Annotated in this window: 24 protein-coding genes; 12 read left to right on the top strand and 12 right to left on the bottom strand. The window is 65.0% G+C overall.

Features of this window, described 5'->3' with window-relative positions; translation table 11 throughout:
• Positions 1-49: 49 nt before the first annotated feature.
• Both PSEEN_RS07175 and PSEEN_RS07180 read right to left on the bottom strand, forming a co-directional pair.
• A complete protein-coding gene (locus PSEEN_RS07175) occupies positions 50-2,197 on the bottom strand; it encodes a TonB-dependent siderophore receptor (RefSeq protein WP_011532825.1) in 2,148 nt (715 codons plus the stop codon).
• A 277-nt stretch (positions 2,198-2,474) separates the two neighbouring features.
• Positions 2,475-2,852 (bottom strand): hypothetical protein, encoded by a 378-nt coding sequence (locus PSEEN_RS07180; RefSeq protein ID WP_011532826.1) that lies wholly within the window; start codon positions 2,850-2,852, stop codon positions 2,475-2,477.
• 443 nt (positions 2,853-3,295) lie between these two features.
• On the opposite strand from PSEEN_RS07180, the gene PSEEN_RS07185 reads away from it, so the two are divergent.
• Positions 3,296-4,753 carry a serralysin family metalloprotease gene (locus PSEEN_RS07185; RefSeq protein ID WP_011532827.1) on the top strand — a complete coding sequence of 486 codons (1,458 nt, stop codon included), beginning with the start codon at positions 3,296-3,298 and terminating at the stop codon, positions 4,751-4,753.
• A gap of 52 nt (positions 4,754-4,805) precedes the next feature.
• Complete coding sequence (locus tag PSEEN_RS07190; protein WP_011532828.1) at positions 4,806-5,183, top strand: AprI/Inh family metalloprotease inhibitor; 378 nt, start codon at positions 4,806-4,808, stop codon at positions 5,181-5,183.
• 16 nt (positions 5,184-5,199) lie between these two features.
• Here PSEEN_RS07190 and PSEEN_RS26985 read toward each other — a convergent pair whose 3' ends face one another.
• Positions 5,200-5,352, bottom strand: coding sequence for a hypothetical protein (locus PSEEN_RS26985; RefSeq protein WP_231845330.1), 153 nt, complete (start codon positions 5,350-5,352; stop codon positions 5,200-5,202).
• Here PSEEN_RS26985 and PSEEN_RS07195 point away from each other — a divergent pair.
• From PSEEN_RS07195 to PSEEN_RS07205, 3 genes are read left to right on the top strand one after another with little or no spacing between them, the layout of a single operon-like run.
• Complete coding sequence (locus PSEEN_RS07195) at positions 5,294-6,949, top strand: type I secretion system permease/ATPase (protein WP_231845313.1); 1,656 nt, start codon at positions 5,294-5,296, stop codon at positions 6,947-6,949. The two genes, PSEEN_RS26985 and PSEEN_RS07195, sit on opposite strands and share 59 nt — an antisense overlap.
• Positions 6,946-8,238 (top strand): HlyD family type I secretion periplasmic adaptor subunit, encoded by a 1,293-nt coding sequence (locus PSEEN_RS07200; RefSeq protein WP_011532830.1) that lies wholly within the window; start codon positions 6,946-6,948, stop codon positions 8,236-8,238. The genes PSEEN_RS07195 and PSEEN_RS07200 overlap by 4 nt, the downstream gene beginning before the upstream one ends.
• 10 nt (positions 8,239-8,248) lie before the next feature.
• A complete protein-coding gene (locus tag PSEEN_RS07205; protein ID WP_011532831.1) occupies positions 8,249-9,598 on the top strand; it encodes a TolC family outer membrane protein in 1,350 nt (449 codons plus the stop codon).
• Positions 9,599-9,725: 127 nt separating this feature from the next.
• Here the strand turns inward: PSEEN_RS07205 and PSEEN_RS07210 are convergent, their stop codons facing one another.
• The gene (locus tag PSEEN_RS07210) at positions 9,726-10,910 is read right to left on the bottom strand and encodes an MFS transporter (RefSeq protein ID WP_011532832.1); all 1,185 of its coding nucleotides are present in this window, start codon (positions 10,908-10,910) and stop codon (positions 9,726-9,728) included.
• Positions 10,911-11,018: 108 nt separating this feature from the next.
• Here PSEEN_RS07210 and PSEEN_RS07215 point away from each other — a divergent pair, with 108 nt between their 5' ends.
• A complete protein-coding gene (locus tag PSEEN_RS07215) occupies positions 11,019-11,900 on the top strand; it encodes a LysR family transcriptional regulator (protein ID WP_011532833.1) in 882 nt (293 codons plus the stop codon).
• 69 nt (positions 11,901-11,969) lie between these two features.
• Here PSEEN_RS07215 and PSEEN_RS07220 read toward each other — a convergent pair whose 3' ends face one another.
• Complete coding sequence (locus PSEEN_RS07220; RefSeq protein WP_011532834.1) at positions 11,970-12,719, bottom strand: 3-oxoacyl-ACP reductase family protein; 750 nt, start codon at positions 12,717-12,719, stop codon at positions 11,970-11,972.
• A 124-nt stretch (positions 12,720-12,843) separates the two neighbouring features.
• Between PSEEN_RS07220 and PSEEN_RS07225 the strand changes: the two genes are divergently transcribed.
• Positions 12,844-13,776: a LysR family transcriptional regulator gene (locus PSEEN_RS07225; protein WP_011532835.1), complete on the top strand. Its 933-nt coding sequence runs from the start codon at positions 12,844-12,846 to the stop codon at positions 13,774-13,776.
• 93 nt (positions 13,777-13,869) lie between these two features.
• Here the strand turns inward: PSEEN_RS07225 and PSEEN_RS07230 are convergent, their stop codons facing one another.
• Complete coding sequence (locus PSEEN_RS07230; RefSeq protein WP_011532836.1) at positions 13,870-14,352, bottom strand: GreA/GreB family elongation factor; 483 nt, start codon at positions 14,350-14,352, stop codon at positions 13,870-13,872.
• A gap of 2 nt (positions 14,353-14,354) precedes the next feature.
• Positions 14,355-14,753 (bottom strand): hypothetical protein, encoded by a 399-nt coding sequence (locus PSEEN_RS07235; protein ID WP_011532837.1) that lies wholly within the window; start codon positions 14,751-14,753, stop codon positions 14,355-14,357.
• 125 nt (positions 14,754-14,878) lie between these two features.
• Between PSEEN_RS07235 and earP the strand changes: the two genes are divergently transcribed.
• Both earP and efp read left to right on the top strand, forming a co-directional pair.
• Positions 14,879-16,012 carry an elongation factor P maturation arginine rhamnosyltransferase EarP gene (gene earP / locus PSEEN_RS07240; RefSeq protein ID WP_011532838.1) on the top strand — a complete coding sequence of 378 codons (1,134 nt, stop codon included), beginning with the start codon at positions 14,879-14,881 and terminating at the stop codon, positions 16,010-16,012.
• A 48-nt stretch (positions 16,013-16,060) separates the two neighbouring features.
• Positions 16,061-16,630 carry an elongation factor P gene (gene efp / locus PSEEN_RS07245; protein WP_011532839.1) on the top strand — a complete coding sequence of 190 codons (570 nt, stop codon included), beginning with the start codon at positions 16,061-16,063 and terminating at the stop codon, positions 16,628-16,630.
• A 163-nt stretch (positions 16,631-16,793) separates the two neighbouring features.
• On the opposite strand, the gene PSEEN_RS07250 is transcribed toward efp, so the two are convergent.
• The 3 genes from PSEEN_RS07250 to PSEEN_RS07260 all read right to left on the bottom strand — a co-directional run bounded on the left by PSEEN_RS07250 (position 16,794) and on the right by PSEEN_RS07260 (position 18,820).
• A complete protein-coding gene (locus PSEEN_RS07250) occupies positions 16,794-17,222 on the bottom strand; it encodes an organic hydroperoxide resistance protein (RefSeq protein ID WP_011532840.1) in 429 nt (142 codons plus the stop codon).
• A gap of 130 nt (positions 17,223-17,352) precedes the next feature.
• A complete protein-coding gene (locus PSEEN_RS07255) occupies positions 17,353-17,808 on the bottom strand; it encodes a MarR family winged helix-turn-helix transcriptional regulator (RefSeq protein ID WP_011532841.1) in 456 nt (151 codons plus the stop codon).
• Positions 17,809-17,863: 55 nt separating this feature from the next.
• Positions 17,864-18,820, bottom strand: coding sequence for a LysR family transcriptional regulator (locus PSEEN_RS07260; RefSeq protein ID WP_011532842.1), 957 nt, complete (start codon positions 18,818-18,820; stop codon positions 17,864-17,866).
• A 111-nt stretch (positions 18,821-18,931) separates the two neighbouring features.
• On the opposite strand from PSEEN_RS07260, the gene PSEEN_RS07265 reads away from it, so the two are divergent.
• A complete protein-coding gene (locus PSEEN_RS07265; RefSeq protein ID WP_011532843.1) occupies positions 18,932-19,681 on the top strand; it encodes a sulfite exporter TauE/SafE family protein in 750 nt (249 codons plus the stop codon).
• A gap of 65 nt (positions 19,682-19,746) precedes the next feature.
• Here PSEEN_RS07265 and PSEEN_RS07270 read toward each other — a convergent pair whose 3' ends face one another.
• Entirely contained in the window at positions 19,747-20,598 is an 852-nt protein-coding gene (locus tag PSEEN_RS07270; protein ID WP_011532844.1) for a LysR substrate-binding domain-containing protein, read from the bottom strand.
• Positions 20,599-20,694: 96 nt separating this feature from the next.
• Between PSEEN_RS07270 and PSEEN_RS07275 the strand changes: the two genes are divergently transcribed.
• Entirely contained in the window at positions 20,695-20,913 is a 219-nt protein-coding gene (locus PSEEN_RS07275; protein ID WP_044488695.1) for a DUF1127 domain-containing protein, read from the top strand.
• 146 nt (positions 20,914-21,059) lie between these two features.
• Complete coding sequence (locus tag PSEEN_RS07280; RefSeq protein WP_011532846.1) at positions 21,060-22,280, top strand: winged helix-turn-helix domain-containing protein; 1,221 nt, start codon at positions 21,060-21,062, stop codon at positions 22,278-22,280.
• On the opposite strand, the gene PSEEN_RS07285 is transcribed toward PSEEN_RS07280, so the two are convergent.
• On the bottom strand, positions 22,261-23,607 hold the full coding sequence (locus tag PSEEN_RS07285) for a class II 3-deoxy-7-phosphoheptulonate synthase (protein WP_011532847.1): 1,347 nt from the start codon (positions 23,605-23,607) through the stop codon (positions 22,261-22,263). The two genes, PSEEN_RS07280 and PSEEN_RS07285, sit on opposite strands and share 20 nt — an antisense overlap.
• Positions 23,608-23,671: the final 64 nt, after the last annotated feature.

The following is a 23,671-nucleotide window of genomic DNA, read 5'->3' on the forward strand; positions in this document are numbered from 1 at the left end:
TAGGAGCCGGCTTGCCGGCGAAAGGGCCAGTGCAGTCAGTACATTACTGTCAGAAACTGACGGAAGCCGATAGCCGAGCGGTACGCGGCGCGCCCTGGAACAGGTAGTTGTCACCCAGGTAATCCCCCACGTCGCGCCAGTAGCGCTTGTCGAAGACGTTGTCCACGGTCAGCCGCAACACCGTGTCGTAACCGCCGATGCGGGTACGGTAGCGGCTGCCGATATCGAACACGGTGTAGCCGCCGACTTCGACATTACCTGCCTGGCTGGCGTACTTGCTGGCGCTGTAGCGCGCACCACCGAGCAGGGCCAGGCCGGGCACGGGCAGGGCATAGTCGGCGTGCACGGCGGCGCGCAGGCGAGGAACGTTGATCGCCTGGTGGCCTTCGTAGGCGTCGGTACCGCTGTTCTGCACGCGCGCGCGGATCGCCGCGGCGCTGGCCTGGATCTGCAGGTTGGAGGTCACCTGGCCGCTGGCGCCCAGTTCCAGGCCGGTATTCTTCTGTTGGCCCTGTTGCACGAATGTTGGGTCGGCGTTTTCTTCCAGGCGGGAATATTGGTAGGCCTGGCGAATCTGGAACAGCGCCGCACTGAAGCTCATGCCCTGCCAGTCACGCTTGATGCCGACTTCCAGTTGCCGAGACAGCGTGGGTGCCAGGATCTCGAACTTGTTGCTGGCGAACCAGGGCGCGGTGCCGCCTGCGGACAGACCTTTCGAATAGCTGGCATAGAGGGTGGTGTCCGGTTGTGGCTTGTAGATCAACGCGGCATTGGGCAGCAGTTGGTACTGCTGGGTGTGGCGGGTGACAGCGCCGGTCTGGTCCCAGGTCTTTTCGTCCAGGCGCACTTCGCGGGCGCCGAGCACGGCTTGCCAGTTTTCGTTGAAGGTGATGCGGTCACTGAGGAACAGGCCATACTGGCGGCTGTCCAGGCGCCGTTCGCTATGGCCCAGCGGCTTGTCGGACGGTGCCAGCGCAGGCGCACCGGTGTAGATGTTGCCGGGATGGTCGGCGTCGAGCAGCTCGTTGAAGGTCGGGCGCTGATCGAGCGTGCGCCGCTGGGCGCTGGTGCCCACGGTCAATTCGTGACCGACGCCGAGCGCGTCGAAGCGTCCATCGAGCATGGCCTGGGCCTCGTCGATGCGGCGGGTGTCATCAGGGCTGCGGAAATCGTAGATATCGTAATCGCCGTTCGGGCTGAAGTGCGAGGCCCATCCGCCGTTGCTGCCCCAGGCAAACGCACTGTAATCATCGATCACCACCTTGCTGCGCGAAGCGCTGAGGGTGCCGTTCCAGGTGTCGTTGAACCGGTACTTGAAGCGACCACCCAGATTCAGCGAATCGTTCTGCACCGGCTTTGCCCATGATTGCCAGGCCAGGTGGTCCTTGGGGTCGACGCCATGGGGCAGCTGGGTGCCGCCGAGCAACTGGTAGCCTGGCACCGAATACTGCTCGCGGTGCTGGTACTCGGCGTCCAGCTCAAGCACGGCATCCGGATTGATCTGCCAGTCGAAAGCCAAAGAGGCGAAGTCGCGCTTGCCGTCGGCGTGGTCGACGTACGAACGGATATCTTCATGGGCCAGGTTGGCGCGCAAGCCGAACTGGCGCTCGGCGCCGAACCAGCCGCCCAGGTCGGTGGCCAGGTAGCGTTCGCCTTGCTCGTTGCTCGAGACGCTGACGCTGCGCACGTCTTCCGGGCGCTTGGTCACGTAGTTGACCAGGCCGCCGGGCTCCGACATGCCGCTCTGCAGCCCGGAGAGCCCCTTGAGCAGCTCGACCTGCTGCTTGTTCTCCAGCGCCACATTCTGTTCGCCGGCGATGGTCTGGCCGTTGATCCTGTAGCTACTGGCGGCGTTGAGCTCGAAGCCGCGCACGTTGAAGTTCTCGTAATAGCCGACCGGGGCGTAGCTTTCGCCCACCGAGGCGTCGCTTTGCAGCACTTCGCTCAACTTGCGCACCTGGCGGTCGTCGAGCAGTTGGCGGTTGAACACGCTGACCGCGGCGGGGGTGTCCAGCAGCGGCGCGCTGTGCAGGCCGCCGACCTGGGCTTCGCGCGCCTGGTAGCCCTCATTGCCGTAGACCTCCGAGACACGCACGGGGGCCAGGGTCACGCTGTCGGCGGACAGGCCCTGGCCACTGTGCAGGGCAAGGCCGAGGCTGAGCAGCCCGAGGGGCAGGCGAGGGCGAAGCGGGGTCATGCAAGGCTCCTTGGAAGGCGGGCGCGCCGTTAGCGGGCGGCGGCTGTCAGGCAGGCAAAAGGGCGCCATGGTAGCAGGCTGCCAAGCATGGGATTCGATGTTTCAGGGGAATGACCATACGACTGAGACGAATTCTGTAGGAGCGGCTTTAGCCGCGATGCAGGCAACGCGGTGCCCAGCACCCGCTTTGCGGGTGATCGCGGCTGAAGCCGCTCCTACAGATGTGTCTGCCGTACCTGTGGGCGTTACGTTCAGAACGAACGAAGCGGGGGCTGATTCAGGCCGCAGCCGGACGCTGATGCTTGCGCCAGTTGTCGTCGATCTTCGACCAGGTCTTGCCATCGGTGATGGCCATCAGCTTGCGCCCATCCTTGAACGTGGCGACGAAGGTGACTTCGTCTTCCTTGCCGCCGAGCAGGAGCCCGGCGAGCAGGCCGACCGGGCCGGCCACCAGCGCCCCGGCCACGCCCCAACCCAGGGCGCTGCCCAGGCTGCGGGTCGATTCGAGGTTGGCCAACCTCAGGTCCTTGATGCGGGTGAGTGAAATGCGCTCGCCCGGCGAGGGGCTGCGTGGGGTCTTGAGTGTGAGCGCTCCATTGCGATACTCGCCTTCACCTTGCAAGAAATCGCCGGATTGCACCGTGAGTCTTGTCATTGTGTCGTCCTGTCAGGGAGGGGCTGTGACCAACGCCTACTGAGCGCCAGGGTCACTGACAAGTCAACGGTCAGGCGACGGAGGGTCATGTGGCGAGTTGTCTCGTAGTCAAGCGCCTAGAACGAAGCGACGTGGGCAATGTTCACCCGAAAGTCGCGTTTTCGAAAGTAAACTTCGATTCGGTGACTAAATAGTCACCCATTCATTAACAGGACTAATGGTTGTATCAGTGCGGCCCCGTAGAGCGCAGGTCTGGAAAAAAAGTGCGGATCAGTGACCGTGTTCGAAAACGAAAAAATGACGCCAAAAAGGGCTGGACAGGAAGTTTCCATATGTGTCAGTTTTTTTGCGCCGCATAAAGGCGAGTGACAGGACGCTCTCGCCAAGTTGAGAAACTCCTGTCTGACATCAACTGCTTTTTTGTAAACAAGGAAGTAATCTGCATGTCGAAAGTCAAAGAAAGCGCTATTGTTTCGGCTACGTCCGCACTGCAACCGCAGGGGCCGAGCTCTTCCTATGGTCTGATCAATAGCTTTGCCCACCAGTACGATCGCGGTGGCGCGAACGTCAATGGCAAACCTTCGTACACGGTCGACCAGGCTGCCAACTATCTGCTGCGTGACGGCGCCGCCTGGAAAGACCTGAACAAGGACGGCACCATCAGCCTCTCCTACACCTTCCTGACCAAGGCACCTTCTGACTTCTACAGCCGTGGACTGGGCACGTTCAGCCAGTTCAGCGACCTGCAGAAAGGCCAGGCCAAACTCGCCATGCAGTCCTGGGCGGACGTGGCCAAGGTGACCTTTACGGAAGCTGCGTCGGGCGGCGACGGTCACATGACCTTCGGCAACTTCAGCGCCAGCAACGGTGGGGCGGCGTTCGCCTACCTGCCGTTCGACATGCCGGGTTCGCACAAGGGTGAATCCTGGTACCTGATCAACAGCAGCTACCAGGTCAACACCACCCCAGGCACCGGCAACTACGGGCGCCAGACCCTGACCCACGAGATCGGCCATGTACTCGGTCTGTCCCACCCCGGCGACTACAACGCCGGCGAGGGCAACCCGACCTACAGGGACGCCACGTACGCTCAGGACACCCGTGGCTACAGCGTGATGAGCTACTGGAGCGAGAGCAATACCGGCCAGAACTTCGTCAAGGCCGGTGGCCAGTACTACGCTTCGGCGCCGCTCATGGACGATATCGCGGCCATCCAGAAGCTGTACGGTGCCAACTACGCGACGCGCTCCGGCGACACCGTGTATGGCTTCAACTCCAACGCGGATCGTGACTTCTACTCGGCCACTTCGTCTTCGTCGAAGCTGGTCTTCTCGGTGTGGGATGGTGGCGGCAACGACACCTTCGACTTCTCTGGGTTCACCCAGAACCAGAAGATCAACCTCAATGAGACCTCGTTCTCCGATGTTGGTGGCATGATCGGTAACGTGTCCATCGCCAAGGGCGTGACCATCGAAAACGCCTTTGGTGGTTCGGGCAACGACCTGCTGATCGGCAACGCGCTGGCTAACGTGCTCAAGGGTGGTGCCGGCAACGACATCATCTACGGCGGTGGCGGTGCCGACCAACTGTGGGGCGGCACTGGCGCGGACACCTTCGTGTTTGGCGCTATCAGCGATTCCACCAAGGCCGCGCCGGACCGGATCATGGACTTCACCTCGGGTCAGGACAAGATCGACCTGTCGGCGATTTCCGCGTTCGCCGTGAACAAGCTGCCGCTGCAGTTCGTCAACGCCTTCACCGGCCATGCCGGCGAGGCGGTGCTGAGCTACGACCAGGGTACCAACCTGGGCAGCCTGTCCATCGACTTCACCGGAAACAGCTCGGCTGACTTCCTGGTGACCACCGTTGGCCAGGCCGCTGTCACCGACATCGTGGTCTGATGTACGTGGGGCGGCGCGCAAGCGTCGCCCCTTCTGCCGACGAGGTCGACGGATGCGAACGTTGCAACGAATCATCGCGCTGGCCGCGATCCCATTGATGTTGATGACCGAGGTAGGTATGGCGAGCAGCCTGCTACTCCCCAACGCCGCGCAACTGGCCGGGCGTTGGCAGCTTTACCCCGAACAACAAAAAGCACAGGCCTGCGACCTGCGCCTGGGCGCCAGCGAAGGCAAGCTGGACGGCGACCTGGAATGTGCCGAGCGCCTGCTGGGCCTGCGCCCCGGCAGCTGGCTGGTGACCCCCGACACCCTGGCCCTGGTGGGCGGTGACGGCAGCACCGTGGTGCACTTCAGCCGCGAAGGCGCCCAGCGTTATGGCTGGACCACGCCAAGCGGTACCCAACTGGTGCTCGAGCGCCTGGACAATTAAACCCGGCCCGGCACTTTCAGGTGGCCGGGTCAAAAGGGCGAAACATGAAACTACCGAGCAGGAAGCCCGGGGCGCCTTTGTGGGCAGCGCTCGGCGAACATAAGTCGACGTTGATCAGCGTTGGCTGTTTCACGGCCTTGATCAATATCCTGATGCTGGTGCCGTCCATTTATATGCTTCAAGTGTACGACCGTGTACTGAGTTCGCAGAACACCACAACTTTGTGGGTACTCACTTTGATGGTCGTCGGCTTCTTTGTATATATCGGCGCACTCGAAGCCGTGCGCAGTTTCATTGTTATCCGGGTGGGCAACCAGCTGGAAAAAAGTTTCAACCTGAATGTCTACCGCGCCGCCTTCGAGCGCAACTTGCGCCATCGCGATGGCGCGGCCGGGCAGGCCTTGGGCGACCTCACGCAACTGCGCCAGTTCGTCACCGGCCCTGCGTTGTTCGCCTTCTTCGATGCCCCGTGGTTCCCCATCTACCTGGCCGTTATCTTCGCTTTCAACGTCTGGCTTGGGGTCATGGCCACGGTCGGCGCGCTGCTGCTGATCGCCCTGGCAGTGCTCAACGAGCGCCTCACCCACAAGACCCTGGTCGAAGCCAGTGGCATCCAGCAGCAATCGACGCTGTTGGCCGGCAGCCAGTTGCAGAGCGCCGAGAGCATCCAGGCCATGGGCATGCTCGCTGCCTTGCGCCGGCGTTGGTTCGACCTGCACGGGCGCTTCCTCGACCTGCAGAACAAGGCCAGCGACACCTCGGCGGTGATCACCGCCACCAGCAAGGGCCTGCGCCTGTGCCTGCAATCGCTGGTGCTGGGCCTGGGTGCCCTGCTGGTGATCGAGGGGCAGATGACCCCGGGCATGATGATCGCTGGTTCCATCTTGATGGGCAGGGTGCTTGCTCCGATTGACCAACTGATCGCCGTATGGAAGCAGTGGAGTGGCGCCCAGCTGGCCTACCAGCGCCTGGACAGCCTGCTGCGCGAGCACCCCGAAGCGCCTGTGCCGATGCCGCTGCCGACGCCGACCGGGCAGTTGACCGTGGAGCAGATGAGCGCCGCGCCCCCCGGACGAACCCAGGCCACCTTGCAGCAAGTGCATTTCCAGCTTGAGCCCGGCGAATTGCTGGGTGTGCTCGGTGCCTCGGGCTCCGGCAAGTCGACCTTGGCCAAAGTTCTGGTGGGCGTCTGGCCTACCTTGGGTGGGCATGTGCGCCTGGATGGCGCCGAGCTTGATCAATGGGACCGTGAGGCCCTGGGCCCGCACATCGGCTACCTGCCGCAGAACATCGAACTGCTGCGGGGCAGCATCGCCGAGAACATCGCCCGCTTTGGCGAGCTGGACGGTCACAAGGTGGTCGAGGCGGCGCGTCTGGCGGGGGTGCATGAGTTGATCCTGCGCCTGCCCAAGGGCTACGACACGCGCCTGGGCGAAGACGGCGGCGACCTCTCCGGTGGCCAGAAGCAGCGTATCGCCCTGGCCCGGGCGTTGTACGGCAACCCGTGCCTGATCGTGCTCGACGAACCCAACTCCAACCTCGACAGCCCCGGTGAGGCGGCCCTGGCCAACGCCATCCTCCAGCTCAAGGCCCTGGGCCGCACCGTGGTGCTGGTGACCCACCGTAGCTCGGCGCTGAGCCAGGCCGACAAGCTGCTGGTGATGAACGAAGGGCGCATGCAGGGCTTCGGCCCGGCGCGCGACATTCTCCACGCGCTCGGCCAGGCGCCGGCGCAACGACCGCTGCAGGCCGGAGGTGGCGCATGAGCCGGCATGAACGTGATGCGCGCTTCCATGTGCGCCTGGGCTGGGTGCTGACACTGGTCGGTTTCGGTGGCTTCATGGCCTGGGCCAGCCTGGCCCCGCTCGACCAGGGGGTGCCGGTACAGGGCACCGTGGTGGTCTCGGGCAAGCGCAAGGCGGTGCAGTCCATGGCCGGTGGCGTGGTCAGCCGGATCCTGGTGAGCGAAGGGCAGCAGGTGCGCCAGGGCGAGCCGCTGTTCCGCCTCGACCGTACCCAGGTGCAGGCCGATGTCGACGCGTTGCAGGCCCAGTACCGCATGACCCGCGCCAGCCTGGCGCGCTGGCAGAGCGAGCGCGACAACCTCGCGCAGGTGCAGTTTCCCACCGACCTGGTCGAGGATGCCGATGCCAAGCTCGGCCTGATCCTCGAAGGCCAGCGCCAGCTGTTCGACAGCCGCCGCCAGGCCCAGGCCCGGGAGCAGGGCGCCTTGTCTGCCAGCATCGACGGCTCCCAGGCCCAGCTGGCCGGCATGCGCCGTGCCCGCAGCGACCTGCAGGCCCAGGCCGACTCGTTGCGCGAACAGCTGGACAACCTGCGCCCGCTGGCCGGCGACGGCTACATCCCGCGCAACCGCGTGCTGGAGTACCAGCGCCAGCTGTCCCAGGTGCAGCGCGACCTGGCGCAGAACGCCGGCGAGAGCGCGCGGCTGGAACAGGTGATCGTCGAGTCGCGGCTGAACCTTCAGCAGCGCCGTGAGGAATACCAGAAAGAAGTGCGCACGCAGCTGGCCGAGGCCCAGGTCAAGGCCGCCACCCTGGAGCAGCAGCTCAACTCGGCGCGCTTCGAGTTGCAGCACAGCGAGATCCAGGCGCCGGCCGATGGCATCGCGGTCAACCTTGGCGTGCACACCGAAGGCGCCGTCGTGCGTCCCGGCGACACGTTGCTGGAGATCGTGCCCCAGGGTACCGCGCTGGAGGTGGAAGGGCGCCTGCCGGTCAACCTGGTGGACAAGGTCGCACCGCAACTGCCGGTGGACATCCTGTTCACCGCTTTCAACCAGAACCGCACACCGCGGGTCACGGGGGAGGTGGCGCTGGTATCTGCCGACCAGTTGATCGACGAGCGCAGTGGCCAGCCGTACTACGTGTTGCGCAGCACCGTCAGCGAAGAAGCGCTGGCGCGCCTGCAAGGGCTGGCGATCCGCCCTGGCATGCCGGCGGAGCTGTTCGTGCGCACCGGCGAGCGTTCGCTGCTCAACTACCTGTTCAAACCCCTGCTCGACCGTGCAGGCACTGCTTTGACCGAACAATAAGGACCGCCCAGTGAAGAAGTTCCCACTGATCGGGCTGCTGGCCGCCTGTGCCTGGCTGCCGGTGGCTGCCCAGGCGGCCATGGGGCCGTTCCAGATCTACGAGCAGGCGCTGCGCCGCGACCCGACCTACCTGGCCGCGTTCAAGGCCCAGCAGGCCGGCCAGGAATACCGCGCCATCGGCCGCGCCGGCCTGTTGCCGACCCTGAACTACAACTACAACAAGGGCCGCAACGACTCCAAGGTGAAGTACCTGGGGGATTCGCGTCGCCAGGAAGAGGACCGCAACTACAACAGCATGGGCTCCAGTTTCATCCTCCAGCAGCCGCTGTTCGACTACGAAGCCTATTCGGCCTACCGCAAGGGCGTGGCCCAGGCGCTGTTCGCCGACGAAACCTTCCGCGACCAGAGCCAGCAGTTGTTGGTGCGGGTGATGACCAGCTACACCCAGGCATTGTTCGCCGAGGACCAGATCGGCATCAGCGTGGCCAGCAAGCAGGCCTACCGCCAGCAGTTCCAGCAGAACCAGCGGCTGTTCGACGCAGGCGAGGGGACCCGCACCGACATCCTCGAAGCCCAGGCTCGCTACGAGCTGGCCGATGCCGAGGAGATCCAGGCGCGCAACAACCAGGATGCCGCCCTGCGCGAACTGGGCGCGCTGATCGGCGAACCGGCCGTGCGGGTCGAGGACCTGGCGCCGCTGCGTGTCGGTTTTGCCCTGCCGATGGTCGATCCGACCGGTTACGGTGCCTGGCAGGAACGTGCCCTGGCCAACAACCCGCAACTGGCCTCGTCACGCCAGGCCCTGGATGTGGCGCGCTACGAAGTGGAGCGCAACCGTGCCGGGCACTTGCCCAGGGTCACGGCCTTCGCCACCTCGCGGCGCCAGGAGTCGGACAGTGGCAACACCTACAACCAGCGCTACGACACCAACACCGTGGGGATCGAGGTCAGCGTGCCGATCTTCGCTGGCGGCGGGGTGTCGGCCTCGACGCGCCAGGCCAGCCGGCATCTGGAACAGGCCGAGTACGAGCTGGACGGGCAGACCCGCAGCACCCTGATCGAGCTGCGCAAGCAGTACAACGCCTGCGAGTCCGGCGCCAGCCGCCTGCGCGCCTATGAGCGGGCGCTGGTAGCGGCCGAGGCGCTGGTGGTGTCGACCCGCAAGAGCGTGCAGGGCGGCGAGCGGGTCAACCTGGACGTGCTCAATGCCGAGCAGCAGCTGGCCACCACCCGGCGCGACCTGGCCCAGGCGCGGTATGACTACCTGCTGGCGTGGATCAAGCTGCACTACGAGGCGGGGGTGTTGAGCGAGACGCAGTTGGCGCGGGTGGATGAGGCGTTTCTAGGCGGCAAGTCCTGAAAGGGAGCCTGTGGGAGCGGTTTTACCCGCGAATGCAAAGGTGAGTTTGCTGCCGCTTTCGCCGGCAAGCCGGCTCCTACAGGTTATGCGGCGGCCTGTAGGAGCCGGCTTGCCGGCGAACCTGTCATCAGGCCGCCGCCAGGCTGACCCGCCTGCGCTCCGCCAGCCCCCACACCACCAGCGCCAGGGCACCGATCACCAGCCCGGCGACGACGATCCCCATCCAGCCATGCACTTCGAACAGCTGCGTCCCCAGCAACGAACCCAGCGCGCCGCCGATGAAGTAGCAGGTGATGTACCCGGCATTGAGCCGCGTCCGTGCCTCCGGCCGCAGCGCGATCACCGCATTCTGGTTGCTCACGTGGATCAACTGCACCGCCAGGTCCAGCACCAGCACGCCCAGCAGCAGCGCCACCAGCGAGCTTTGCGCAAAGCCCAGCGGCACCCACGCCAGCAACAACGCAACCAGGCCCACCGTGGTCCCCATCGCGCCCTGGCCACGGTCGGCCAGGCGCCCGGCCCAGTTGGCCGCCAGCGCGCCCACCGCGCCGGCCAGGCCGAACAGGCCGATCACAGCGTCCGAGTAATGATAGGGCGCGCTGCTCAGCAGGAACGCCAGCGGCGTCCAGAACAGGGCGAACAGGCTGAACGCCAGCAGCCCCAGCAGTGAGCGCAGGCGCAGCACCGGCTCTTCGACGAACAGCCGAAACACCGAACCGATCAGCGCCGGGTACTTCAGGCCGGCATGGCTGTGGTGCTGTGGCAGGCTGCGGTACAGCGCCAGTGCGGTGATTGCCATCAACACCGCGGCCAACACGTAGATGCTGCGCCAGCCGCCTAGTTCGGCCATGAACCCGGCGGCGGTGCGCGCCAGCAGGATGCCCAGCAGCAGGCCGCTCATCAGCGTACCCACCGCGCGACCGCGTTGTTCCGGGGCGCTCAGGGCTGCGGCCAGCGGCACCAGCACCTGCGCCACCACGGAGAACAGCCCGGTCAGCGCCGTGCCAAGGATCAGCCATGGCAGGCTCGGCGCGCAGGCACTGATCACCAGGCCCACGGTAGCGATCAGCACCATGGTCACGATCAGCCGGCGCTGTTCGAACAGGTCGCCCAGCGGTGCCAGCAACAGCAGGCCGGCGCCGTAGCTCAGTTGCGCGGCGATGACGATGGTGCCGGCGCTGGCGGTGCTCAGGCCGAACTGCTCGGCAATGCTGTGCAGCAAGGGTTGGGCGTAGTAGTTGCTGGCCACGGCCAGGCCGGTGGCAGTGGCCATCAGCAGGATCAGGGCACGACTCAATGTCGGGGTGTTCATGGGCAGTCTCGTTGCAGGCAAGGTGGAATGTGGCCAAGTATCAGGAAGTGTCAGGCATGACACCAATGTATAGTTTTCACGTTATCCATCTCGAAAGCAGATAGAACGATGAATCTCAAGCAGCTCGAGTACGCCCTGGCCGTGGCCGACACCGGCAGCTTCACCCGCGCCGCCGAGCGCTGCCATGTGGTGCAGTCGGCCCTCAGCCATCAGGTGGCGCGGCTGGAGGCGCAGTTGAATGTCAGTTTGTTCGAGCGCAGTTCGCGTCGGGTTCGGCTGACACCCGCTGGCGAAGCCTTCGTGCTCAGTGCCCGGCCGGCGGTCGAGGCTGCCCGGCGCATCGCCGATGATGTGGCCGCGGCGTGCGGGCAGGTGCGGGGGCGCCTGTCGATCGGCGAGATCAGTTCGCTGACCGCGCTTGACCTGGTCGACCTGCTGGCGGTGTTTCATCGTCGCTATCCGGATGTGGACGTGCGCTGGCTCACGGCCAAGAGCGAACTGCTGATGGCCGACGTCTGCGAACGGCGGTTGGATGTGGGCTTCGTTGGCCTGTGGCAAGGCGAGGTGTTGCACGGCGTGCAGCATCGCCTGCTGGCGCGGGAGGAACTGGTGGCGGTATTGCCGACGGCGCACCGGCTGGCTGGCGCTGCGCAACTGACCCTGGCCGATTTGGTCGATGAGGTGCTGGTGGACTTTCCCGAAGGCACCGGCGCGCGGCGGCAGACCGACGAAGCGTTCCAGGCGGTGGGGGTGACGCGTCGGGTGCAGTTCGAAATCGGCCATATTCGCCTGGTGGAAAAGTTCGTCCAGCGCGGCATGGCCGTGGGGCTGGTGCCGGAGCGGATCGCCCGGGGGTTCGAAGGGGTGGCCAGGGTGCGCTTGCTGGATGCGCCGGTGCGGCACTTGTATGCGGTGTGGTCGCCCAGCCCTACACCGGCGGCGCGGGCGTTTCTTGAGGTGATGGAGCAGAGTCTCGTGGCAAGTCATTGAGTGGGTTCGCCGGCAAGCCGGCTCCTACGGGGTTGCTGTAGGAGCCGGCTTGCCGGCGAACAGGCACTGTCAGGCAGCGAAACCGCCATCCGCTGTCAGGCTGGCGCCAGTGATGTACCCCGCCTCAGGCCCGGCCAGATACGCCACGAAACTGGCAATCTCCTCGACCTTGCCATAACGCCCGATGGCCATCAGCGGGATCAGGCTGTCGGCGAATTCGCCCTTGGCCGGGTTCATGTCGGTGTCGACCGGCCCAGGCTGGACGTTGTTCACGGTGATGCCCTGCGGCCCCAGGTCGCGCGCCAGGCCCCGGGTCAGGCCAACCAGCGCCGACTTGCTCATGGCGTACGGCGCGCCTCCGGCAAAGGGCATGCGCTCGGCGTTGGTGCTGCCGATGTTGATGATCCGCCCGCCCTGGCCCATGTGTTTTACCGCCGCCTGGGTGGCGACGAACACGCTGCGCACATTGACCGCCAGCAGGCGATCGAAGTCGTCCAGGTCGAACTCGGCCACCGGCGCCACGGCCAGGACGCCTGCGTTGTTGACCAGGATGTCGAGGCTGCCGAAGGCCTTGACGGTATCGGCCACCGCTTGTTGCACCGCAGCGGTATCGGCGCTGTCGGCGCGCAGGGCCAAGGCTTGGCCGCCTGCGTTGATGATCTCGCCGGCCAGGGCCTCGGCGATCTGGGCGGAGCTTACGTAGGTGAAGGCGACTTTGGCGCCGTCCTGGGCCAGGCGGCGGACGATGGCCGCGCCGATACCACGGGAACCGCCCTGGACGAGGGCCACTTTGCCGCTGAGGGGAAGTTGTTGGGACATGCTGATCTCCTGCGTTCAAGCAAGGCCGGATGCCTTGGATGGGCGCAGTATCCGCCCAGGATTACCTGCTGATAAGATCGCAATCACTATCATCAGAGTAAACCTTTGGTTGTGAATGAGTGCCATGGAATCCTTCAGCAGCCTTGAATGCTTCATCCGCAGCGCCGAAGTCGGCAGTTTTGCCGAGGCCGCCCGGCGCCTGTCGCTGACCCCGGCCGCAGTGGGCAAGAACGTCGCGCAACTGGAGGCGCGCCTGGGGGTGCGTCTGTTCCAGCGCAGCACCCGCAAGCTCACCCTGACCGAAGCCGGGCAACGCTTCCTGGGGGAGGTGAGCGACAGTTTCCGCACCATCCAGTACGCCGTCGCCAACCTGGCCAGCGCCGAAGGCCAGCCGGCCGGGTTGCTGCGGGTGAGCATGGGCACGGTGTTCGGGCGGCTGTATGTGTTGCCGCTGCTGGGCGAGTTCCTGCGTCGTTACCCGGCGATCACCCCGGACTGGCACTTCGACAACCGTCAGGTCGACCTGATCGGCCAGGGCTTCGATGCCGCCATTGGCGGTGGTTTCGAGTTACCGCTGGGGGTGGTGGCGCGCAAGCTGACCCCGGCGCACCGGGTGTTGGTGGCGGCGCCGGGCTATTTGCAGCGGCACGCCCAGATCGACCATCCACAGGCATTGCAGGCTCACCAAGGCATCCTCATCCGCTCGCCGCAGACCGGGCGAGTGCGTTCCTGGCCGCTGACCAGCCGCTGGCAGGAGCAGTGCCCGCTGCAATTGCCGCAGACCATGACCATGAGCGACTCCGATGCTGCCTGCGCGGTGGCAGAGCAGGGCTTGGGCATTGCCTTGGTGAGCCTGCCGTTTGCCGTCCCTTACCTTACCGCCGGGCGGTTGAGCCGGGTGTTGCCCGACTGGTACGTGGATGATGGCAACATCAGCCTGTATTACGCCGAGCACAAGCTGCTGCCGGGCAAGACCCGGGCGTTCATCGATTTCGTGGCGGAGCGGTTCGCCGAGCAGGGGCTGGCGGAGCGGTTCAACGCCCTGTGCCCCCTGTAGGAGCCAGCCTTGCTGGCGATGCAAGGCGCAGCCTTGCCAATGGGCATCGGCCGGTTCGCCAGCAAGGCTGGCTCCTACAGAGGGGCGCGGTGTTCAGGTGACTTCGATGATGACCTGGACCTGGGTGATGCCGTTCACCAACAGGCTTACCTCGTCATCTATCCGCTTGCCAACCAACTGCTGGCCAAGCGGCGCCCGTGGCGTGATCACCGTCACCAGCGCGTCGCCCTCGCCGATCTTCAGCCCCGCACCTTCCGGCCCGAGGAACAGCAGGCGTTGTTGCCCATCCTCGTCTTCGAGCGTCACCAGGCAGCCGACCTGGATCCCCCGCGCCGGGTCGTAATCGCGCAAGACCATTTGCTGGTAGGTCAGCAGCGCCTGGCGGATCTCGGCGGTGCGCCGGGCTTGGCCGGTAGCCAAGTAAGAGGCCTCAAGTCCCAGGGTGTCGTACTTGTTCTCGGCGATGTTCTCTTCGGCGGTGGCCGCCTCGTAGGCGGTCTGGGCGGCGCGGCGCAACACCTCCATGTCGAGTTCGAGGGTGGCGATGATGCGCGGGAGCAGGCTGGCCTTGTCCATGGTCAGTAGCAGAACTCCAGCACGTTGGCCTGGCTCTTGTCGGTCGGCGCGGTGCGGTTCTGTTGCAGCCAGAACTGGCACTTGGGGTTGTTCAGGTTGCGCGGGCTGCCCTGGGCTGCATCGGCGGCCTGTTGCAGCTCCTGCTTGTGCAGGATGTCCTTGTAGCGTTCGAACATTTCGGCCTGGGCGTCCGCTGGCTGTTGCGGCGTCACGGCGGGGGTGGGCTGGACGACGCTCGGCGCGACAACCTGGGCCACGGGCTGCACCTGCTCCGGCCACAGGCGCAGTGCCAGCCACAGGCTCAGGACGATGGCCACGGCCCCCAGCCACAGGCCGAAGGCGACGCACAGGATCAGTTGCACGGGTTTCAGGGTGATCTTCAATTCGCGGGGGCGGGGCATGGCAGCTTCCTGGCAGGCGGATCGGTGGCGGCATTGTCGCATGGGTGGGAGGATATTCTGCTTTCGTCCGAGCCTATTTATCCGCAGAATCCACGGTCATTTTTTCGCAGGTAACGGACGTGGCGATGAAAACCACCTGGGACATCTTCTGCACGGTCGTCGACAACTATGGCGACATCGGCGTCACCTGGCGCCTGGCCCGGCAGTTGGTGGCCGAGCATGACCTGGCCGTGCGCCTGTGGGTGGACGACCTGGCGGCCTTCGCGCGGCTGTGCCCCGAGGCCGACACGGCAGCCGACCCGCAATGGCGAGAGGGTGTCGAAGTGCGCCGTTGGTCAACCGAATGGCAGGCCGCCACACCTGCCCAGGTGGTCGTGGGCGCATTTGCCTGCCAGCTGCCCGAGGGCTACGTGGAGGCTATGGTCAAGCAGCCCAAGCCGCCGTTGTGGTTGAACCTGGACTATCTCAGCGCTGAAGACTGGGTCGAGGGCTGCCACGGGTTGCCGTCGCCCCAGGCCAATGGGCTGCGCAAGATCTTCTTCTTCCCTGGCTTCACCACGCAGACCGGCGGATTGCTGCGCGAGGCTTCATTGCTGCCACGTTGCGAGGCATTCCGCCAGGGGCCGGGCGAACGGGAGCGATTCCTGTCAGGGTTGGGTGTCCAGCCCCAGGAGGGTAGCCGGCTGATATCGCTGTTCGCCTACGAAAACCCGCAATTGGGCAACTGGCTCGAAGTACTGGCGGCCGATACGCATCCCACTCATCTGCTGGTACCCCAGGGGCGTATCCTGGGTGATCTCGGCCAATGGCTGGGCGAGCCGGAGCTGCCCGTCGGCGCGGTACATCGGCGTGGCGCGTTGACCGTGCAGGTGTTGCCGTTCGTCAGCCAGGACGATTACGACCGGCTGCTCTGGAGCTGCGACTTCAACGCCGTGCGGGGCGAGGATTCGTTCGTGCGCGCGCAATGGGCCGGCGTGCCGATGCTGTGGCACATCTATATCCAGGAAGAGAACGCCCATTGGGAAAAACTCGAGGCGTTCATGGCCCTGTATTGCGCCGGGTTGTCGGCGGCCGCGGGCCTGGCGCTGGCCGACCTGTGGCGGGCCTGGAACATGGATCGGCCCATGGGGCAGGCCTGGCAAGCCTTGCAGCCGCACTGGCAAGAGCTGCGCCAGCATGCCCGGCAGTGGTGCGCGGCGCAGGCCGCTCAGCCGGACCTTGCCACGAAGCTGGTGCAGTTTTACCGAAATTCGCTATGATACGCGGCCTCGATTTTTATAAATCCATCCAGATTCGGATACTTCGTAATGAAAACTGGTAAAGAACTGAAACCCGGTACCGTTCTGCGCATCGATAACGATCCGTGGCTGGTTCAGAAAGCTGAATTCACCAAGTCGGGCCGTAACAGCGCGATCATGAAGACCAAGCTGAAGAACCTGCTGACCGGCTACAAGACTGAAACCGTATACGGTGCGGACGACAAGCTGGACGACGTGATCCTGGATCGCAAAGAAGCGACCCTGTCGTTCATCAGCGGTGACTCGTACACCTTCATGGACACCACCGACTACACCATGTACGAACTGAACGCCGAAGACATCGACGCCGTTCTGCCGTACATCGAAGAAGGCATGGAAGACATCTGCGAAGCCGTCTTCTTCGAAGGCCGCCTGGTATCGGTTGAACTGCCGACCACCATCAGCCGCCAGGTCACCTACACCGAGAACGCCGCCCGTGGCGACACCTCCGGCAAGGTCATGAAGCCTGCCAAGCTGAAGAACGGCACCGAGATCCAGGTTGCCGACTTCATCCAGATCGACGAGTGGATCGACATCGACACTCGCGACAACAGCTTCAAGGGCCGTTCCAAGAAGTAATTGCTTCTTGCGATGAGCACGAAAAACCCGGCCTTGGCCGGGTTTTTTTGTGCCTGTGAAACCGCGTTGGCTGATTCGCGGGTAAACCCGCTCCTACAGGGATGATAGCGACCACAAGACCCGCGCCGCACCTGTAGGAGCCGGCTTTGCCGGCGAACAGCCGTTACACGGTCACATGCAAGCGCACGTCCACATTGCCGCGGGTGGCATTGGAGTAAGGGCAGACTTTGTGCGCCTTCTCCACCAGCCCTTCGGCGTCGGCCTGGGCCAGCCCCGGCAGGTTGATGTGCAGGTCGATGTCCAGCCCGAAGCCGCCCGGGATCTGCCCGATACCCACCTTGGCGGTGATCGAGGCATCGGCCGGCAGTGCCTTCTTCTCCTGGCCCGCCACGAACTTCAGCGCGCCGATGAAGCAGGCCGAGTAACCGGCGGCGAACATCTGCTCGGGATTGGTGCCTTCACCGCCCGCGCCACCGAGCTCCTTGGGGGTGCTCAGCTTGACTTCCAGCTTGCCGTCGCTGGAGCGGGATTTGCCGTCGCGACCGCCAGTGGAGGTGGCTTCTGCGATGTACAGCGGAGTGACCTTTTGCATCTTGAGCCTCGCTTATGTGCTGTGCGCCTGGGCGCTGAGTGGGTACGGAAATTAAATTAGCGCGCAATTGTTTAGTGCGCAAGATAATTCTTCGGCCATTCGTCGAGATAGCCAGTTCACAGCATAGCCGTCAGAGGTTTTCTTGCAGGTGCGCGCGCAGGGCCAGCAGGTCGGCCTGGAGTTTTCGCAGCTGTTCAGCGCTGTGGCCGCTGGCCTGCAGGATGCAGTGGGGCACGCGACGGGCTTCGGCCTGCAAGGCCCGGCCTTTGTCGCTCAGTTGCACCAGCACCACGCGTTCGTCCTCGCGGCTGCGGCTGCGCTTGAGCAGGCCTTCGCCTTCCAGGCGCTTGAGCAGCGGCGTCAGTGAGCCCGGGTCGGTGAGCAGGCGCTGGCTGATCTCGCCCACGGTCAGCCCGTCCTGTTCCCACAGCACGAGCATGGCCAGGTATTGCGGGTAAGTGAGGCCCAGGGCCTGCAGCAGGGGCTTGTAGACCTTGGTCATCAGCAGCGACGTGGAGTGCAGGGCAAAGCAGACCTGGTTGTCCAGCAGCAGCTCGGCGCAGGGGGCTTGGGTGTCGGCGTTCATGCAGGTCCTTGAGTCGTCTGAGTTGTAAAATCTAGCACGCGAATGTCTTGCGCGCTCATTGCCAGCGCAGCTCGCTGCGCAGGGCCAGGTCCCAGGGGGGCACCGGGCTGAATCGGCTCTTGAGGAATTCGAGCAGCAAGCGGCTGCGAGAGTTCGTTTCATGTTCCAGGCGCAGTGCGTAGATGCCGCTGGTTTCTGGCTCGGGCAAGCCGTTGTCGCAGAACAGCGGGATCAGCTCGCCACGCAGCAGGTAGTCGCTGATCAGCCAGGTGGGCAGGTGGGCGATGCCCAGCCCGGCCAGGGCGCCGAACAGCAGGGTCTCGGCATTGTTGGCGGCCATGCGCATGCGCGCCGGGCGGTACAGGCGTACCTGGCCGTCGACAGAGAAGCGCCAGGCGAAGGGCGGGGCCAGCCCGTCCCAGTCGAGGCCGTCATGCTCGGGCAGTTCGCTGGGGCAGGCCGGTACCCCACGGCTGGCCAGGTAGGCGGGGCTGGCGCAGGCGATGCGCACCATGTAGGCCAGCGGTGTGGCAACCAGGCGGGTGTCGGCCAGGGGGCCGGCGCGCAGCACCAGGTCGACTTCGCCCAGGTGGCTGCCATGCAGGTCGACGAAGCTGTCGATCAGGCGTAGTTGCACGTCGAGCCCGGGGTAGGCCACCAGGAAGTCGGCGATCGCCGGGGCCAGGTGACGGCGACCGAAGGCAGCGGGGGCGTCGATGCGGATCAGCCCCTCGGGGGCGTTGCTCAGCGACACCGCCTCGGCGCGGGCCAGGCGCAGTTCCTCGATGATGCGCCGGGCCCGTTCGGCGAAGGCATTGCCCGCCGGGGTGGCGCGTACGGCATGGGTGCTGCGCGAGAACAGCCGGCTGCCCACGGCGCTTTCCAGGTTATCGATGCGCCGGGCAACGGCGGAGGGGGTCAGCGGATGACGCCGGGCTGCGGCGGAGAAACTGCCGGTCTCCAGTACGTCGAGAAACAGGCTCAATTGTTCGGTGAGGATATCGGGACTCATGGATTCGCCTATGCGTAATGCGCAAAGCCATTGTGCGCTGCTATGCGTTTCCCCGCCAGCCGTCGCTGGTTAGCATGCCTGCATCTTTGAACGCGGGTGATCGAGGCACTGATGATCGAGTGGTTGATGTATATCGTGTTGGGCGCTGCGCTGGGCACCTTGGGTGGCCTGTTCGGTATCGGCGGCGGGCTGATCGCCATTCCGGCGCTGGGGGTGTTGTTCGGCCTCGACCAGCAACTGGCCCAGGGCACCGCGCTGGTGATGGTGGTGCCCAACGTGTTGCTGGCCCTGTGGCGCTACCACCAGCGCAACCGAATCGAATTGCGCCATGCGCTGCCGTTGTCGCTGTGCAGTTTCCTGTTCGCCTGGCTGGGCTCGATCTGGGCGGTGGGCATCGATGCGCAATCGATGCGAGTGTACTTCGTCGGTTTCCTGGTGGCGTTGGCCGTGTGGAATGTGGCGCGGATGTTCCTGCCGGTGAAGCCGCCGAGCAATGAGCTGCGTTACCCATGGCCCTGGCTGGGCGTGCTGGGCAGCTTCGCCGGGACCATGGGCGGGCTGTTTGGCGTGGGCGGGGCGGTGGTGGCCACGCCGATCCTGACCAGCGTGTTCGGCACCACCCAGGTGGTGGCCCAGGGGCTGTCGCTGGCGCTGGCGGCGCCGAGTACCCTGGTCACGCTGCTGACCTATGGTTTGCATCAAAGCGTTGACTGGAGCGTCGGGGTTCCGCTGGCGGTGGGTGGTTTGCTCAGCATCAGTTGGGGGGTGAAGTTGGCCCATGCGTTGCCGGAGAAAGTGTTGCGCACGCTGTTCTGCGTGTTCCTGGTGGTGTGTGCGGTGATGCTCGGGTTCGAGCTTTAGATCGTCGGGGCCGCTTTGCGGCCCTTCGCCGGCAAGCCGGCTCCTACAGGGGGCAGCGCTACGGTCTACTTGAACCCTTCGACGATGTACTCGGCCATGCAGTCGGTGATTGGCGACTGGTTCTGCGTGTTGCGCAGCAGCATCACATTGGCCATGTGCAGCTGTGGCAAGCCTTCCTCCTCACCGAGCATGCGCAGGTCTTCACCCACCAGGCTGCGCAACTGTGCGGTCACCGCCAGCCCGGCGCTGACAATGGCGAAGATCGCCGCCAGGCTCGGGCTGGTATAGGCGATGCGGTACTCGATGCCGCGCTGCTCCAGCGCGTTGCAGGTCCAGGCGCGGCAGAAGCAGTCGGTGTTGAACAGCGCCAGGGGCATCGGCCGTTGCTCCTCTGGGCAAAAACCGTGTGCCGCGGCCCACACCAGGCGTTCCTGGCGCAGCATCTGGCCCACTTCGTTGCCCGGCTCGCGGGTGACGATGGTCAGGTCCAGGTCCTGGCGCAGCATCAGTTGCTTGGAGGAGTCGCAGTGCACCTCGACATGGATCAGCGGGTAGTCCTGGGCAAAGCTGGCGAGGATGGTCGGCAGGTAGCGCATGGCGTAGTCGTCCGGCGTACCGATGCGCACCACCCCGACCATGTGCGGCATGCGCAAGGTGTTGAACACCTCGCCATGCAGCTTGAGGATGCGCCGGGCATAGCCCAGCAGCACTTGGCCCTCGGCGGTCAGGCGCACCTGGCGGCCCTCGCGCTCGAACAGCTGGCGCTGCAGGATGTCCTCCTCCAGGCGCTTCATCTGCATGCTGACTGCCGACTGCGTGCGGTTGACCACTTCGCCGGCGCGGGTGAAGCCACCTTGCTCGGCGATCGCGACAAAGGTGCGCAGCACGTCGGCGTCGAGACTCTGATACTGGGACATTGCATCAATCTCCGAGATGCATGGCATCAGAAACATTCGTTGGATTGATCTTAGGCCTGGGACGAGACTGGAGCCATCCACAAGGAGGGCGTCATGATGAAAGGTCATTTCAACGTTGCTCACCAGCCTGTGTCCACCTTGAACCACTGGCTGCACGGGGCCGGCGGGTTGCTGGTGCGCTGGTACGAGCTGCATCGCCAGCGTGATGAGCTGGCGCGCCTGAGCGATGCCACGCTGCACGACCTGGGGCTGTCGCGGGCCGATATCCAGCAGGAGGCCGAGCGGCATTTCTGGGAGGATCCGTTGCGTAAATGAGAGAGGGCGGCCTCTTCGCGGCTGAAGCCGCTCCTACAGGTTCACCGTTGCTTGCGGGCCATCGGTGAACCTGTAGGAGCGGCTTCAGCCGCGAATGCTATGGTGCATACACCAGAAGGGTCGCAGATCAACCGGAGGTTCATCCATTGCCCCTCGAACTGTCCATCCAGCAGGCCCGCCGCCTGGCCTTGTCCGCCCAAGGCTTTGGCAAATCGCCCGACACCCCGGCCACCTTGGTTACCTTGAAACGCATGCTCCAGCGCCTTGGCGTGGTGCAGATCGACTCGGTCAATGCCTTGGTGCGTTCCCATTACCTGCCGCTGTTCTCCCGCCTGGGCGACTATTCGCCCGCTTTGCTCGATCAGCTCGCCTGGGGCAAACGGCGACAACGCCGGCTGTTTGAATACTGGGGGCACGAAGCCTCGCTATTACCGCTGGAGCTTTACCCAGCCATGCGCTGGCGCATGGCCCATGCCCGCGAAGGCAAGGGCATCTATCGGCAACTGGCGACCTTCGGCCATGAGCGTCGTGATGTGATCGAGCGGGTAATGGCCGCCGTGCGCGACCAGGGCGCGCTGGGCGCGGGCAGCCTTTCGACCCGTGAGGAGCGGGCCGGCCCCTGGTGGGACTGGAGCGAAGAGAAGCATGCACTGGAATGGCTGTTCGCTGCAGGCGAGGTCACCGTGGCCGGGCGCCGTGGCTTCGAGCGCCTCTACGACCTGCCGGAACGGGTTCTGCCCCCAGCCATTCTCGACCAGTCCCCCCCGGATGAGCGCGAGGCGCACCGGAGCCTGTTGTTGCACGCGGCCACTGCGCTGGGCGTGGCCACCGAACAGGACCTGCGCGATTACTTCCGCCTGTCACCGCAACAGAGCAAGGCCGCCGTCGCCGACCTGCTGGAAGAGGGGCATCTGCAGGCCTGCACGGTACAAGGCTGGAAACAGCCCGGCTACCTGGCGGGCACACCCCGAATACCCAGGCGCATCGCGGCCAGCGCCTTGCTCTCGCCGTTCGACTCGCTGGTCTGGGAGCGCAGCCGCACAGAACGCCTGTTCGACTTCCGCTACCGCCTCGAAATCTACACCCCGGCGCACAAGCGGGTGTATGGCTACTACGTGTTGCCATTTCTCTACGACGAGCGCATCGCCGCACGCCTGGACCTGCGCGCCGAACGCGCCCAGGGACGCTTGGCGGTGCATGCGGTGCACGAGGAACACGTGGGGCTGAACGAGGAGGGCTACCAGGCACTGGCCACGGAATTGTGGCGCCTGGCGGGTTGGCTGGGCCTGGAGCAGGTGCAACTGAACTGCCCCCGCACGGAGGGCAGTCGGCTGCGTCAGGTGTTGCTCAGCGGCGCACCTGCTTGAGGGTTTCGGCGATCAGGAAGGCCAGTTCCAGCGACTGGTCGGCGTTCATGCGCGGGTCGCAGTGGGTGTGGTAGCGGTCGGACAGGGCATCCTCGGTGATCGGGCGGGCACCGCCGATGCACTCGGTGACGTTCTGCCCGGTCATCTCGATATGGATGCCACCGGCATGGCTGCCCTCGGCCTGGTGCACCTGGAAGAACTGCTTCACTTCGTCGAGAATCTGCGCGAAGTCACGGGTCTTGTAGCCGCTGCTGGCCTTGATGGTGTTGCCGTGCATCGGGTCGGAACTCCACAGCACCTGGCGCCCCTCGCGCTGGACGGTGCGGATCAGCCCCGGCAGGTGGTCGCCGACCTTGCCGGCGCCCATGCGCACGATCAGGTTGAGACGGCCCGGGTCGTTGTCCGGGTTGAGCACGTCGATCAGGCGGATCAACTCCTCAGTATTCATGCTCGGGCCGACCTTTACCCCGATCGGGTTGTGCACGCCGCGCAGGAACTCGACATGGGCGCCGTCGAGCTGGCGGGTGCGGTCGCCGATCCACAGCATGTGCGCCGAGCAGTCGTAGTAGTCGCCGGTCAGGCTGTCGCGGCGCACGAAGGCTTCTTCATAGTTGAGCAGCAGCGCTTCGTGGGCGGTGAAGAAACTGGTCTCGCGCAGTTGCGGCGCGGTGTCCAAACCGCAGGCGCGCATGAACGCCAGGGTTTCGTCGATGCGGTTGGCCAACTGGTGGTACTTGTCGGCCAGCGCCGAATTGGCGATGAAGTCCAGGTTCCACTTGTGCACCTGGTGCAGGTCGGCGAAACCGCCCTGGGCGAAGGCGCGCAGCAGGTTGAGGCTGGCGGTGGCCTGGTGGTAGGCCTGCAGCAGGCGTTCGGGGTCGGGGATGCGGCTGGCGGCGTCGAAGCCGATGCCGTTGACGATGTCGCCACGGTAGGCGGGCAGGGTGACGTCGCCGATGGTCTCATCGCCCGCGGAGCGCGGCTTGGCGAACTGGCCCGCCATGCGCCCGACCTTGACCACCGGGCAGCCGGCGGCGAAGGTCATGACAATGGCCATCTGCAGCAGCACCTTGAAGGTGTCGCGGATCTTCGCCGCCGAGAACTCGGCGAAGCTTTCGGCGCAGTCGCCGCCCTGCAGGAGGAAGGCCCGGCCCTGGGTGACCTCGGCGAACTGCCGGCGCAGCTCACGGGCCTCGCCGGCGAACACCAGCGGCGGATAGCTGGCCAGCGTCTGCTCCACCTTCAGCAGGTGGGCGGCGTCGGGGTAGGTCGGTTGCTGCTGGATCGGCAAGGCGCGCCAGCTGTCGGGGGTCCAGGGTTGGGTCATCGAATGCTCTATCCATAAGTGTCGTTTCGGGCGTACCTGCCATGGTACCGCTGGCGGTGCGCTT

Source organism: Pseudomonas entomophila L48 (assembly GCF_000026105.1).
Lineage (GTDB): Bacteria > Pseudomonadota > Gammaproteobacteria > Pseudomonadales > Pseudomonadaceae > Aquipseudomonas > Aquipseudomonas entomophila.